Annotated in this window: 11 protein-coding genes and 1 pseudogene; 7 read left to right on the plus strand and 5 right to left on the minus strand. The window is 71.8% G+C overall.

What is annotated here, in order from left to right; all coding sequences use genetic code 11:
- Positions 1-17: 17 nt before the first annotated feature.
- From tal to pgl, 4 genes are read left to right on the plus strand one after another with little or no spacing between them, the layout of a single operon-like run.
- Positions 18-1,136, plus strand: coding sequence for a transaldolase (gene tal / locus ABZV94_RS16765; RefSeq protein ID WP_356341041.1), 1,119 nt, complete (start codon positions 18-20; stop codon positions 1,134-1,136).
- Position 1,137: 1 nt separating this feature from the next.
- Positions 1,138-2,676 carry a glucose-6-phosphate dehydrogenase gene (gene zwf, locus ABZV94_RS16770; RefSeq protein ID WP_356341042.1) on the plus strand — a complete coding sequence of 513 codons (1,539 nt, stop codon included), beginning with the start codon at positions 1,138-1,140 and terminating at the stop codon, positions 2,674-2,676.
- Complete coding sequence (opcA, locus tag ABZV94_RS16775; RefSeq protein WP_356341043.1) at positions 2,673-3,764, plus strand: glucose-6-phosphate dehydrogenase assembly protein OpcA; 1,092 nt, start codon at positions 2,673-2,675, stop codon at positions 3,762-3,764. Before zwf ends, opcA begins: the two co-directional genes overlap by 4 nt.
- Positions 3,761-4,543, plus strand: coding sequence for a 6-phosphogluconolactonase (gene pgl, locus ABZV94_RS16780; protein ID WP_356341045.1), 783 nt, complete (start codon positions 3,761-3,763; stop codon positions 4,541-4,543). The genes opcA and pgl overlap by 4 nt, the downstream gene beginning before the upstream one ends.
- Before the next feature lie 47 nt (positions 4,544-4,590).
- Here pgl and ABZV94_RS16785 read toward each other — a convergent pair whose 3' ends face one another.
- The 5 genes from ABZV94_RS16785 to ABZV94_RS16805 all read right to left on the minus strand — a co-directional run bounded on the left by ABZV94_RS16785 (position 4,591) and on the right by ABZV94_RS16805 (position 11,204).
- Positions 4,591-5,430: a carbohydrate ABC transporter permease gene (locus tag ABZV94_RS16785; protein WP_356341047.1), complete on the minus strand. Its 840-nt coding sequence runs from the start codon at positions 5,428-5,430 to the stop codon at positions 4,591-4,593.
- Between the two features lie 10 nt (positions 5,431-5,440).
- On the minus strand, positions 5,441-6,796 hold the full coding sequence (locus tag ABZV94_RS16790; protein WP_356341049.1) for an ABC transporter permease subunit: 1,356 nt from the start codon (positions 6,794-6,796) through the stop codon (positions 5,441-5,443).
- Positions 6,797-6,806: 10 nt separating this feature from the next.
- On the minus strand, positions 6,807-8,132 hold the full coding sequence (locus ABZV94_RS16795; RefSeq protein ID WP_356341051.1) for an ABC transporter substrate-binding protein: 1,326 nt from the start codon (positions 8,130-8,132) through the stop codon (positions 6,807-6,809).
- Between the two features lie 32 nt (positions 8,133-8,164).
- On the minus strand, positions 8,165-9,775 hold the full coding sequence (locus ABZV94_RS16800; protein WP_356341052.1) for a glycoside hydrolase family 13 protein: 1,611 nt from the start codon (positions 9,773-9,775) through the stop codon (positions 8,165-8,167).
- Between the two features lie 157 nt (positions 9,776-9,932).
- A complete protein-coding gene (locus tag ABZV94_RS16805; protein ID WP_356341053.1) occupies positions 9,933-11,204 on the minus strand; it encodes an ABC transporter substrate-binding protein in 1,272 nt (423 codons plus the stop codon).
- Between the two features lie 123 nt (positions 11,205-11,327).
- Here ABZV94_RS16805 and ABZV94_RS16810 point away from each other — a divergent pair, with 123 nt between their 5' ends.
- From ABZV94_RS16810 to ABZV94_RS16820, 3 genes and pseudogenes are all read left to right on the plus strand, one after another.
- Positions 11,328-11,843 carry a PadR family transcriptional regulator gene (locus ABZV94_RS16810; RefSeq protein WP_225809135.1) on the plus strand — a complete coding sequence of 172 codons (516 nt, stop codon included), beginning with the start codon at positions 11,328-11,330 and terminating at the stop codon, positions 11,841-11,843.
- Complete coding sequence (locus ABZV94_RS16815; protein WP_356341054.1) at positions 11,840-12,592, plus strand: ABC transporter ATP-binding protein; 753 nt, start codon at positions 11,840-11,842, stop codon at positions 12,590-12,592. Before ABZV94_RS16810 ends, ABZV94_RS16815 begins: the two co-directional genes overlap by 4 nt.
- A gap of 20 nt (positions 12,593-12,612) precedes the next feature.
- Positions 12,613-13,767, plus strand: a pseudogene (locus ABZV94_RS16820) (ABC transporter permease); the annotation flags it as partial.
- Positions 13,768-13,853 lie beyond the last annotated feature (86 nt).

The raw sequence follows: 13,853 nt of genomic DNA on the forward strand, positions 1-13,853 counted from the left end.
GTAGGAGATGTAATTCCATGACAGACGCACTCAAGCGCCTCTCCGAGGAAGGCGTCGCGATCTGGCTGGACGACCTGTCGCGCAAGCGGATCACGTCCGGCAACCTCGCCGAGCTGATCGACCAGCAGCACGTCGTGGGCGTCACCACCAACCCGACGATCTTCCAGAAGGCGATCTCCCAGGGCGACGGCTACGACCAGCAGCTGTCGGACCTCGCCGCCCGCAAGGTCACCGTCGAAGAGGCCATCCGCATGATCACGACGGCGGACGTCCGGGACGCCGCCGACATCCTGCGACCGGTCTTCGACGCGACGGACGGTCAGGACGGCCGGGTCTCGATCGAGGTCGACCCGCGCCTCGCGCACAACACCAAGGCGACCGTCGCCGAGGCCAAGCAGCTGGCCTGGCTGGTGGACCGCCCCAACACCCTGATCAAGATCCCGGCCACCGAGGCGGGTCTGCCGGCGATCGCGGAGACGATCGGCCTCGGCATCAGCGTCAACGTCACGCTGATCTTCTCCCTCGAGCGCTACCGCAAGGTCATGGACGCGTACCTGACCGGTCTGGAGAAGGCCAAGGAGCGCGGCCTCGACCTGTCGAAGATCCACTCGGTGGCGTCCTTCTTCGTGTCCCGCGTGGACACCGAGATCGACAAGCGGCTGGACGGCATCGGCACCGACGAGGCGAAGGCGCTGCGCGGCAAGGCCGCCGTCGCCAACGCGCGTCTCGCCTACCAGGCGTACGAGGAGGTCTTCTCCTCGGACCGGTGGAGCGCGCTGGAGAACGCGGGCGCCAACAAGCAGCGTCCGCTGTGGGCGTCGACCGGCGTCAAGGACCCGGCGTACCCGGACACCCTGTACGTCACCGAGCTGGTCGCCCCGAACACGGTCAACACCATGCCGGAGGCCACGCTGGAGGCCACCGAGGACCACGGCCAGATCAGCGGCGACACGGTCGCCGGCACCTACGAGCAGGCGCGCGCCGACCTCGACGCGCTGGAGAAGCTCGGCATCTCGTACGACGACGTCGTGCAGGTGCTGGAGGACGAGGGCGTCGAGAAGTTCGAGGCGTCCTGGACCGACCTGCTGAAGTCCACCCAGGCGGAGCTCGAGCGCCTCGCCCCTACGGAGGGCTGAGTTGTCACCCGTTTCCGGTTCCGGAGCGAATCCGCTTCGTGACCCGGCCGACCGGCGGCTCCCGCGCATCGCGGGGCCGTCGGGCCTGGTCATCTTCGGCGTCACGGGCGACCTGTCGCGCAAGAAGCTGATGCCCGCGGTGTACGACCTCGCCAACCGGGGTCTGCTGCCGCCGGGCTTCTCACTGGTGGGCTTCGCCCGCCGCGACTGGGAGCACGAGGACTTCGCCGAGGTCGTCCACGACGCGGTCAAGGAGCACGCGCGTACTCCGTTCCGCGAGGAGGTCTGGCAGCAGCTCATCCAGGGGATGCGCTTCGTCCAGGGCACCTTCGACGACGACGAGGCATTCGAGCGGCTGCGCGCCACCATCGAGGAGCTGGACAAGGCACAGGGCACGGGCGGCAACTTCGCCTTCTACCTGTCCGTGCCGCCGCGCTCCTTCCCGGTGGTCATCCAGCAGCTGAAGAAGCACGGTCTGGCCGACCAGAGCGGCGGTTCCTGGCGGCGAGCGGTCATCGAGAAGCCGTTCGGGCACGACCTGAAGTCGGCCGAGGAGCTGAACAAGGTCGTGCACGAGGTGTTCGAGCCGGAGCAGGTGTTCCGGATCGACCACTACCTCGGCAAGGAGACCGTCCAGAACATCCTGGCGCTGCGCTTCGCCAACACGATGTTCGAGCCGATCTGGAACCGGTCCTTCGTGGACCACGTCCAGATCACCATGGCCGAGGACATCGGCATCGGCGGCCGGGCCGGCTACTACGACGGCATCGGCGCCGCCCGGGACGTCATCCAGAACCACCTGCTCCAGCTCATGGCCCTCACGGCCATGGAGGAGCCCGCCTCCTTCGGCGCGGACGCGCTGGCCGCGGAGAAGGAGAAGGTGCTCGGCGCCGTCCGGCTGCCGAAGGACCTGGGCGCCGACACCGTGCGCGGGCAGTACGCGGCGGGCTGGCAGGGCGGCCAGAAGGTCATCGGCTACCTCGAAGAGGAGGGCATCGACCCGAAGTCGAAGACCGACACCTACGCCGCGGTCAAGCTGGAGATCGACAACCGCCGCTGGGCGGGTGTCCCCTTCTATCTGCGCACCGGCAAGCGCCTCGGCCGCCGGGTCACCGAGATCGCGGTCGTCTTCCAGCGGGCCCCGCACTCGCCGTTCGACACGACGGCGACCGAGGAGCTGGGCCAGAACGCGATCGTCATCCGCGTCCAGCCCGACGAGGGCGTCACCGTCCGCTTCGGCTCCAAGGTGCCCGGCACCTCGATGGAGATCCGGGACGTCTCCATGGACTTCGCCTACGGCGAGTCGTTCACGGAGTCCAGCCCGGAGGCGTACGAGCGCCTGATCCTGGACGTGCTGCTCGGCGACGCCAACCTCTTCCCGCGCACGGAGGAGGTCGAGCTGTCCTGGAAGATCCTCGACCCGATCGAGGAGTACTGGGACACGCACGGCAGGCCCGCGCAGTACAGGTCCGGCACCTGGGGTCCCGTGGAGGCGGACGAGATGCTCGCACGAGACGGACGGAGCTGGCGCCGGCCATGAAGATAGACCTGACCGACACCACGGCCGGAGCGATCAACAAGGCGCTCGTGCAGGGCCGCCGCGCCATCGGCACACCCGCCGTCGGCATGGTGCTGACCCTCGTCATCGTCACCGACGAGGAGAACGCCTACGACGCCCTGAAGGCCGCCAACGACGCCTCGCGCGAGCACCCCTCGCGCACGCTCGTGGTCATCAAGCGGGTCTCCCGCTCCCCGCGCGACCGCACGTCCTCGCGTCTGGACGCCGAGGTGCGGGTGGGCGCGGACGCGGGCACCGGCGAGACGGTCGTCCTGCGTCTGTACGGGGAGGCCGCGGACCACGCCGACTCGGTGGTCCTGCCGCTGCTGCTGCCGGACGCGCCCGTCGTCGTGTGGTGGCCGGTGAACGCCCCGCTCGACCCGGCGAAGGACCCGCTGGGCGCGCTCGCCCAGCGCCGGGTCACCGACACCTACGCGGCCGAGGAGCCGGTGCGCGAGCTGTCGGCCCGCGCCGCGGCCTACACGCCCGGCGACACCGACCTGTCCTGGACGAGGATCACGCCGTGGCGTTCCATGCTCGCGGCGGCGCTCGACCAGGTCACCTGCGAGGTGAAGGCCGTCGAGGTGGAGGGCGAGGAGTTCAACCCGAGCTGTGAGCTGCTGGCGATGTGGCTCGCGGACCGGCTGGACGTGCCGGTGAAGCGCTCCCTGTCGTCCGGCCCGGGGCTGACGGCCGTCCGCATGGACACCGACTGCGGCCCGATCGTGCTGGACCGGGCCGACGGCTCGCTGGCCACGCTGTCCATCGAGGGCCAGCCGGCCCGCGCGGTGGCGCTGAAGCGGCGGGACACCGCCGAGCTGATCGCGGAGGAGCTGCGCCGGCTGGACCCGGACGACACCTACGCGTCGGCGCTGCGCTACGGCGTGGAGCGGCTGCACACGGTTCCGCGGCAGGCGTCCGAGGCGGCGGCCGGGGCGGCGGGCGAGGAGCCCGCGGCCGAGCCGGCCGCCGTACCGGAACCGGTCGAGGAAGCGGCCAAGGCCCCCGCGAAGAAGGCGGCGGCCAAGACCGCGAAGAAGGCACCGGCGAGGAAGGCGACGGCGAAGTGAGCACTCCGCAGCTGGTCGTCCACCGCGACAAGGAACTGATGGCGCAGGCCGCCGCGGCCCGCCTGATCACGAAGATCGTGGACGCGCAGGCCTCCCGGGGCACCGCGTCCGTGGTCCTCACGGGCGGCCGCAACGGCAACGGTCTGCTGGCCGCGCTGGCGGCGGCTCCCGCCCGGGACGCCATCGACTGGGGCCGCCTCGACCTGTGGTGGGGCGACGAGCGCTACCTCCCCGAGGGCGACCCCGAGCGCAATGTCACGCAGGCCCGCGAGGCGCTGCTGGACTCCGTACCGGTGGACCCGGAGCGCGTGCACGCCATGCCCGCCTCCGACGGCCCGTACGGCGCGGACGTGGAGGCGGCTGCGGAGGCGTACGCGGCGGAGCTGGCGAAGGCGGCCGGACCGGAGAACCACGGCGCGGTGCCCACCTTCGACGTCCTCATGCTGGGCGTCGGCCCGGACACCCACGTGGCCTCGCTCTTCCCGGAGCTGCCCGCGGTACGGGAGACCGAGCGCACGGTCGTCGGCGTCCACGGTGCTCCCAAGCCCCCGCCCACCCGGATCTCCCTCACCCTCCCGGCGATCCGCGCGGCCCGCGAGGTCTGGCTCCTCGCGGCCGGCGACGACAAGGCGGAGGCCGTGGCCATCGCCCTGTCGGGCGCGGGCGAGATCCAGGCCCCGGCGGCGGGCGCGTACGGCCGCTCGCGCACGCTGTGGCTGCTGGACTCGGCGGCGGCTTCGCAGCTGCCGAGGTCGCTGTATCCGCCGGCGTCTCCGTGACGCTCGTGCCCGCGTGACGGCGGCGGGGGCTGCGGCCCCCGCCGCCGCTATTTCACCGACCCCGCCATCACGCCCTGCACGAAGTGCCGCTGGAAGGCGAAGAACACCACGACCGGCACGATCAGCGACAGGAACGCGCCCGGGGCGAGGACGTCGATGTTGCTGCCGAACTGGCGGATCTGTGACTGGAGTTCCACGGTCAGGGGCTGTGACGAGCTGTCGGCGAAGAGCAGGGCGACCAGCATGTCGTTCCAGACCCACAGGAACTGGAAGATGGCGAGCGAGGCGATCGCCGGGCGGCCCACCGGCAGGACGAGGCGCGTGAAGATGCGCCATTCGCTGCCGCCGTCCATCCGTGCCGCCTCCAGCATCTCCTTCGGGATGTCCGCGAAGTAGTTGCGGAGCAGGAAGACGGCGAAGGGCAGGCCGTAGGCGACGTGGAAGAGGACGACGCCGGGGATGGTGCCGAACAGGCCCAGTGCGCCGAAGAGTTTGGCGACCGGCAGCAGACCGATCTGCACCGGCACCACCAACAGGGCCACCACCAGCAGGAAGAGGGGTTCCCGCAGCGGGAAGTCCAGCCAGGCGAAGGCGTATCCGGCGAGGGCCGCGATGACGACGACCAGGGTGGTGGCCGGCACCGAGATCAGCACGGTGTTCCAGAAGGCCTGGGTGATGCCCGCGTTCTTCAGCAGGGCCGAGTAGTTGTCGAAGGACAGCTGGCCGGGGCCGGCCAGCGCCGTCCACCAGCCGCCCTTCGCCGTGTCCTGGGCCGAGCGCAGGGAGGAGAGGAACAGGCCGGCCAGGGGGGTCAGCCAGACCAGGCCGATGACCACCAGGAAAGCCTGCACCAGGCCGCTGCCGAGGCTGCGCCTGATCGCGTTCATCGCTGACTCCTCATCGTTGACTGCTGCGGAAACGGCGGACGTTGAAGACCATCGCGGGGATCACCAGGAGCAGCAGGAGCACGCCGAGGGCGCTGCCGAGTCCCTGGTCGTTGCCGCCGCCGAAGGACACCAGCCACATCTGGGTGGCGAGGACGGTGGCGTCCTCCTGCACCGGACCGGGCGCGATGATGTAGACGAGGTCGAAGACCTTCATCACGTTGATCACCAGGGTCACGAAGACCACGGTGAGTACGGGGGCGAGCAGCGGGACGGTGATCCGGCGGAAGATCTGCCACTCGTTGGCGCCGTCCATCCGCGCGGCCTCCAGGGCGTCGCGCGGGAGCGTGGACAGTCCCGCGCCGATCAGCACCATCGCGAAGCCCGTCCAGATCCACAGGTAGGCGCCGATGATCGCCGGGGTGACGAGGGTCGGACCGAGCCAGGAGACGCCCTGGTAGGGCGGCGCGAAGTTCGACTCCGGCAGCTTCACCGTGTACGGGCCCGCCGTCAGCCCCGAGAAGCGGAAGGAGCCGTCGGCGGCGGTGGTCGCGCGCGCGACCGTCCTGCCGTCGCGCACCGCCTCGACCTTCATGCCGGGCAGGCCGCTCTCCTTGGCGTCGACCTTGCCCTGCGTCCCTCCCCCGCCGGGGGTGAAGTCCAGGTAGACGACTCCGCGCAGTTCGCCGGGCGCGGCTTTCCGGTCGGCCGCCGGACGGGCGGGCGACGCGTCGCCGGGCAGGTCCTTGGGCAGCACGCCGACCATCGGCAGCGTCACCGTGTCGCCCGCGGAGGCGGTCGTGCGGTAGGAGCCGTCCCGGTCCTGGGTGAGCGCTCCGGTGCGACCCCGGGCCGTCGGGTAGGTCGACTCGCCCTGGAAGGCGTCGTGGACGGAGACGACGGCCGCGTTGAGCACGCCCTTGTCCGGGTCCTCGTCGTAGGCGAGGCGGAAGATGATGCCGGCGGCGAGGAAGGACACCGCCATCGGCATGAAGAGGAGCAGCTTGAACGCCGTCGCCCAGCGGACCTTCTCCACCAGGACGGCCAGGATCAGGCCGAGGCCGGTGAGCAGGGCGGGGGCGACGACGACCCAGATGGTGGTGTTGCGGATGGCCTTGAGGGTGGCCGGGTCGCGGAACATCTCGGTGTAGTTGTCGCCGCCGACGAACCGGGTGCCCGAGGCGTCGAAGAAGCTGCGGCCGACGGAGAACAGCACCGGGTAGACGACGAGCGCGCCGAGCAGGAGCAGCGCGGGGAAGACGAAGAGCAGGGCGATCAGCCGGGCGCGCCGCCGGCCGCGGCGCGCGGGCGCCGGGCCGGCGGCGGGCCGCGGGCCCGCCTGCTGTTTCACGACGGTGGTGGCGGTCATGGTGTGCCGCTCAGCCCTGGTAGGCCTTGGCCGCGGCGGCTTCGAGCTTCGCCGCCGTGCCCTTGGGGTCCGAGGGGTCGCGCAGGAAGTCCTGGAGGAGCTTCCACTCGCCGGTGCCCTTCGTGCCGCCGAAGGCCGCCGGTGCCTGGTCGGACATGTCGAAGCGGACCGAGTCGCCGGCGCCGACGAGGGACTTGGCGGTGGCGCGGGTGACGTCGTCGCCGTACGCGGAGAGGTCCAGCTTCCTGTTCGGGGACAGGAAGCCGCCCGCCTTCGCCCAGACGGCGGCGGCCTCCGGGGTGGCCAGGTACTCCAGGAGCTTCATGCCGGCCTTGGCGTTCTTGCCGTCCTTGAGGACGACGGCCGCGTCACCGCCGCTGACGACGGGTGCCGTGCCGCCGCCGACCGCCGGGAACGGGAAGAAGTCCGCGTCCTTGCCGATCGCCTTGCCGTACTGGTCGTGGGCGACGCCGGCGACGAAGTCGCCCTCGTAGACCATGCCGGCCTCGGGCTTGGGGCCGAACACCTTCTCCACGGAGCCGGGGAAGTCGGTGTTCAGGGCACCGTTTTGGCCGCCGGCGATGAGCTGCTTGTCCTTGAAGAGCGTGCCGAGGGTGGTGAGCGCCTTGACGACGGACGGGTCCGTCCACTTCAGCCGGTGCGCGGCGAGGGCGTCGTACTTCTCGGGGCCGGCCTGGGAGAGGTAGACGTTCTCGAACCAGTCGGTGAGGGTCCAGCCGTCCTGTCCGGCGACCGCGAAGGCGGCGAGGCCGGAGTCGGAGACGGTGTGCCCGGCCTTGAGCAGGTCGTCGTACGTCTTCGGCGGCTTGACCCCGGCCTGGGCGAGGGCGTCGGGGCTGTACCAGACGGTGGACTTGTGGGCGGCCTTGAAGTAGAGGCCGTAGAGGGTGCCGTCGACGCTGCCGTACTTCTTCCACACGGGCGCGTAGTCGGCGTCGACGGTCTGCCGGGCGGTCGGCGAGAGCGGCTTGAGCCAGCCCTTCTGCGCGAACTGCTTCAGCACGCCGACCTGCGGGACCATCACGACGTCGGGAGCGTTGCCGCCCTCGATCTTGCTGCCGACGACCGTGGAGACGTTGTCGCCGGTCGACACGAACTGGGTCTTCGCGCCGGTCTTCTCGGTGAAGGCGTCCAGCACCTTCTGGAAGTTCTTCTGCTCGCTGCCGGACCAGACACCGGCCACGGTGACGGTCTGGCCGCTGAGCGCCTTGTCGCCGCCGCCCGCGGAGACGGGTCCGCCGCCGCAGGCGGTGGCGCCGAGGGCGAGGGCGAGGGCGGTGCAGCCGGTGAGCAGGGTCGTGCGTCGTCGCATCATCGTTGACGGACCTTTCGTCAGGGACGGGGTGTTCACAGGTCGTTCAGCCACCAGGCCGCCGTGGCGCCGGGCAGGACGCCCGGCGGGCAGGGGCCGCTGGAGAGCAGGGGGGTGCCGGAGACCGGCGCGGGGGCGGGAGCGGTCCCGAAGTTGACGGCGCAGACCAGGCCGTCGCCGCGGACGAAGGCGAGGACGTCCGGCGGGGTGTCCAGCCAGCGCAGCGTGCCCTCGCCCAACTGGGGGAGGGATTTGCGCAGTTGGAGGCCGTCCCGGTACAGGTGCCAGAAGGAGCGGGTGTCGGCGAGGGCGCGGTCGGTGGCGTACTCGGCGAAGTACGACGGCTGCGGCAGCCAGGGCTTGGCGCCCTCCACGCCGGAGGTGAAGCCGAACGGGGAGGCCTGCCCGGACCAGGGCAGCGGCACCCGGCAGCCGTCGCGGATCCGGGCTCGGCTGCCGGTGCGGCGGAAGATCGGGTCGGTGAGCACGTCGTCCGGCAGGTCGACGACCTCGGGCAGGCCCAGTTCCTCGCCCTGGTAGATGTACGCGGCTCCGGGCAGCGCCAGCATCAGCAGCGCGGCGGCGCGGGCGCGCGCGGCGCCGAGGCCGCTGCCCTCGGTGGCGGGTTCGCCGTAGCGGGTGACGGTGCGGACCTGGTCGTGGTTGTTGAGGACCCAGGTGACCGTGGAGCCGGTGCCGGCGATGTCCTGCATGGCCTCGGTGATGACCTTGCGGAAGGCGTCGGCGTCCCAGGGGGCGCCGAGCAGGTCGAAGAAGAAGGCCTGGTGCAGCTCGTCGGGGCGGACGTACAGGGCGTGTTCGCGGGCGGTGGGGACGGAGACCTCGCCGACGAGCAGCCGTTCCCGGCCGTCCCGGGCGCCGTACTCCTCGCAGATGGCGCGCCAGCGGCGCCACACGTCGTGGACCTCGGGTTGGTTCCAGGCGAGCGGGTTGACCGAGTCGCGGGTGCGGGCGTCGGCCTCCGGGTCGTCGGAGTCGGGCAGGTCGGGGTGCTTGAACAGGCCGGCGGCGACGTCGATGCGGAAGCCGTCGACGCCCCGGTCGAGCCAGAACCGCAGGATCCGGTCGAACTCGTCGGGGATCTCGGGGTTGCGCCAGTTCCAGTCGGGCTGTTCGGGCGTGAACATGTGCAGGTACCACTGGCCGTCGGCGACCCGGGTCCAGGCGGGGCCGCCGAACATGGAGTGCCAGTTGTTGGGCGGTTCGCTGCCGTCGGGGCCGCGGCCGTCGGCGAAGTGGAAGCGGGCGCGGGCCGGGCTGCCGGGCTCGCCGGCCAGGGCCTCGCGGAACCACGGGTGCTCGCTGGAGCAGTGGTTGGGGACGATGTCGAGGAGCACCTTGATGCCGAGCCGCCGGGCGGCGGCCATCAGCAGGTCGAACTCGGCGAGGTCGCCGAAGAGCGGGTCGACACCGCGGTAGTCGGCCACGTCGTAGCCGTGGTCGTGCTGCGGCGAGGGGTAGAAGGGGCTCAGCCAGATCCCGTCGACGCCGAGCTTCTTCAGGTACGGCAGCCCGGCCCGGACGCCGGCCAGATCGCCGATGCCGTCACCGGTGCTGTCCAGGAAGCTGCGGACGTACACCTGGTAGATCACGGCGTCCCGCCACCAGTGGTACTTACTCAACATGCATGCATGTTAGGTAGGCGTGTCGCGACGGTGTCAACGAAAAGAACAGGAGCTACCGATGAGTTGGGCTGGCAAACACGGACTTACTTGGACAGTCCGTCGCCAGTTGAGATGTCCGCGTTACCTAACATGTAACTAGGAGCGGGCCGGCGGCCCGTTATCGGCTGGCGATGGCGTCGAGTTCGCGCGCCAGCCGGCGCACGGCCTGTCCGGGCGTCTGCCGCCCGCTGAGCGCGTCCTGCACGACCGCCTGCACGGCCAGGCTGACCTGGTCGTAGTGCGGACTCTTCGGACGCGGCCGGGCGGTCAGCACGGCGGTGCGCAGGGTCGGCAGATAGGGGAACCGCTTGATGAGCGCGGGGTCCTCGTAGAGCCCGGCGCGCACGGGCGGCAGCGCACCCCGGGTGAGCACCTGGCGCTGCACGGGCTCGCTGGTGAGGTAGGCGATCAGGCGCGCGGCGGAGTCCGGGTGCCGGGCGTGGGTGTTGACCGCGAGGTTGGAGCCGCCGAGGACGCTCCTGCCCGGCCCGTCGGGCCCGGGCAGCGGTACGGCGCCGATCCTCCCGGCGACCCGGGAACCCGGGGCGGAGGCGACGGCGTAGGCGTAGGGCCAGTTGCGCAGGAAGAGCAGCCGGCCGTCCTGGAAGGCCTGCTTGGACTCCTCCTCCTTGTACGTCAGCGCCTGCTTCGGGATCCAGCCCTCGCGGACGCCGCGGGCGAGGAAGCCGATGCCCTCGCGGGCGGCGGCCGAGTCGACGGTGACCCGGGTGCCCTCGCCGCCGAGGATGGTGCCGCCCGCCGAGTACACCGCCTCGGCCGCGTTCACGGTGAGGCCCTCGTAGGGCAGGAACTGGCCCGCGTAGCCGCCGAGTCCGTACTTCGGCGCGATGGTCCGCGCGTCGCGCTCCAGCTCGGCCCAGGTGCGCGGCGGGGGCACGCCCTCCTTGTCGAGGATGTCCTTGCGGTACAGGAGAAGTCCGGCGTTCGTGACGTACGGGACCGCGTACAGCCGTCCGTCGTACGTCGCCGTGTCCACGACCGGCCGCAGGAAGCTGTCCAGCGGGAAGCGGTCGCGGGGCAGCGGGCGGATCCAGCCGGCCGCCGCGAACTCGGAGGTCCAGTCGACGTCGATGTTGAGGACGTCGAACCGGCCCCGGTCGCCGCCGCGCAGGTCGGTCGTCATCTGCGCGTGCGTCTCGTCGGCGGAGTCCGGCAGCTCGACCAGGGTGACCTTCTCGCCGGGGTGGGTGCGGTTCCAGCCCTGGAGCAGCGGGCCGAGATAGCCGGTGAGGTCACCGGCGGTGGCCAGCGTGAGCGGGCCGCGACCGCCTCCCGCGCCCTCGTCGGCACGGGCGCCCGAGGCCACGTACCCGGCCATGACCACGACGAGAACGAGAAGGCCCCTACCGGCGGTGCGTATCCACCGCATAGGTTCCTCCCTGTACACCGGCACCACGGGCACCCTCGCCCGGGGACAGAGGCCATGTATACCTGTTAGGTATGCGCGATACTAGGGCCTGGAGCACATGAAGCAGACAGGAGGACAGCACGAGTGCGCCTGCCCCTCCTGGCACTCCTCGCCCGCGGCCCGGCCCACGGCTACGAGCTGAAGCAGGACCTTGAGCAACTGCTGGGCGCCGCGTACCCTCAGCCGAACGTCGGCCAGATCTACGTCACCCTCGGCCGCCTGGAGAAGTCCGGGCTGATCGAGGGCGAGGACGTCGAGCAGTCCAGCCGGCCCAACAAGAAGGTCTACCACCTCACCGACGCCGGGCGCGAGGCGCTGCTCGCCTGGTTCGAGGAGACCGAGGACGAGCCGCGGGTGCGGGACGAGTTCTTCATGAAGCTCGCCCTCGCCCCGCAGACCGGTCTCGCCGACCAGATCGCCCTCATCAACCGGCAGCGGCGCCAGTACCTCAACACCATGCGCAACCTGTCGAAACTGGCCGCGGCCGAGAGCCGGGACAACCGAATCGCCCAGCTGCTGATCGAGGGCGCGATGCTGCACCTGCAGGCCGACCTCGACTGGCTGGAGCGGTGCCAGGAGGAACTGGAGGGTCTGGAGTGAGTGACGGCCACGCTCCGGTGCTGCGCGCCGAGGGGCTGGTGAAGACCCACTACGGCGAGGGCGCGCCCGCGCGCGCCGTGCGCGGGGTCGACCTCGCGGTCGCCCGGGGCGAGTTCGTCGCGATCACCGGGCCGTCCGGCGCGGGCAAGTCCACGCTCCTGCACCTGCTCGGCGGGCTCCAGCGGCCGGACGAGGGCAGCGTCTGGCTCGACGGCCGGTGCACGGACTCCTTCAGCGAGGCCCGCTGGGCCGTGGAGCGCAGGAAGGCCATCGGGATCGTCTTCCAGTTCTTCAACCTGGTGTCGAACCTGTCGGTCGCCGACAACGTGGAACTGCCCGCGCTGCTGGCCGGCGTCCCGCCGAAGAAGGCCCGCGCCGAGCGGGAGGCGCTTCTCGCCGAGCTGGGTCTGGAGGGCAAGGAGCGCAGCATGCCGGGCGAGCTGTCCGGCGGCGAGCAGCAACGGGTCGCCCTCGCCCGGGCGCTGGTCAACCATCCGCCGCTGCTGCTCGCGGACGAGCCCGCCGGCAGCCTGGACAGCAAGGGCACCCGCGAGGTGATGCGCCTGCTGTCCCGCTTCCACGGGCGCGGCCAGACCATCGTGCTGGTCACCCACGACGCCCGGCTGGCCAGCGCCGCCGACCGTGTGATCAGCTTCTTCGACGGCCGCATCGCCGACGACGCGGCCCTGGACGGCGCGCCGCCGCCCCGGCGGAGCGGCATATGCGGCGTGCTGGAGCTGAGGGACTGACCGTGCTGGACCTGAGGGACATGCGGGCCACCCTGCGCTGGGCGCACTCCGACCTGCGCACCCACCGCGGCGAGGCACTGTTCCTGATCCTGGCCACCGCGGGCGTCGTCGCCTCGCTGCTGCTCGCCGCGGCCCTGTTCGGCTACGCCACGAACCCCTGGCAGCGGACCTTCGCCGAGGCGCGCGGCGCCCACGTCTGGCTGCACACCGCGCCGTCCGCGGACGCCCGCGCACTGGCCCGGCTGGACGGCGTCACCAGCGTCGCCGGCCCCTACCGCGCCGAGTCCGCCACCGTCGCCGCCCGCGGCACCCGCGCCGCCGTCGAACTGCGCGCCACCCCCGACCTGCCCTCCGTCGGCCGGCCCGTGCTCGTCACCGGGCGCTGGCTGCGCCCGGCCGCGCCGGACGGCGTGGTGCTGGAGAGCAGCCTGGCCCGCGCCCTGCTGGCCGAGCCCGGCGACATCCTGACGCTGCCCGGCACGGCGCGCACCCTCACCGTCGAGGGCATCGCGGACAGCACCGAACCCCCGTACCGTCCCGGCGAGCAGCCGGGACTGGTGTGGGCGCTGCCGTCCGCCGTGCGGGCCCCGGCCGGCCAGGTCATCGGGCTGCGGCTCGCCGATCCGTCCGACACCGACTACGCCGTCCAGCGTGCCGTCACCGTGCTGGGCGCCGGAGCGGTCGGCGAGGTCTCCACCTGGCAGCAGGCCCGCGCGGAGGCCCAGGGGGACAACCGGCTGCTCGGCCAGGTGCTCGGCCTGTTCGGTCTGGGCGCGCTGATCGCCGCCGGGTTCGCGGTGCACGGGGCCATCGCGACCCGCATCCGCGGGCATCTGCGGGACCTGTCGGTGCTGAAGGCGATCGGCTTCACGCCCGGCCAGGTCGTACGGATCTTCCTCCTCCAGCATCTGGCGTACGCGCTGCTCGGCGCGGTGGGCGCGGTCGCGCTCACCGAGGGGCTGGGCAGCCGGGTCCCGGGGCGGCTCGGCGACGCGGTGGGCGTGTGGCAGGGGCTGCCCGGGCACACCCTGGCGCTGTGCGCGGTACCGGCGGGCGCGGTGCTGTTCATCGGTCTGACCACGGGGCTCGCCGCCTGGCGGGCGGGACGGGTGCCGCCGGTCCCGGTACCGCGTCCGGCCGCCTCCACGGGCGGGCGGCTGAGCGGGGCTGCCCGGCGGTCGCCAGATCCTTCAGCTTGAGCGCGCCTTCGAGGGCCACCGGGTAGCCCACGTGCCGGCCAAGGAACAGCACCGAGCCCTAG

Origin of the sequence: Streptomyces sp. NPDC004658 (genome assembly GCF_040609555.1) — a bacterium.
GTDB lineage: Bacteria > Actinomycetota > Actinomycetes > Streptomycetales > Streptomycetaceae > Streptomyces.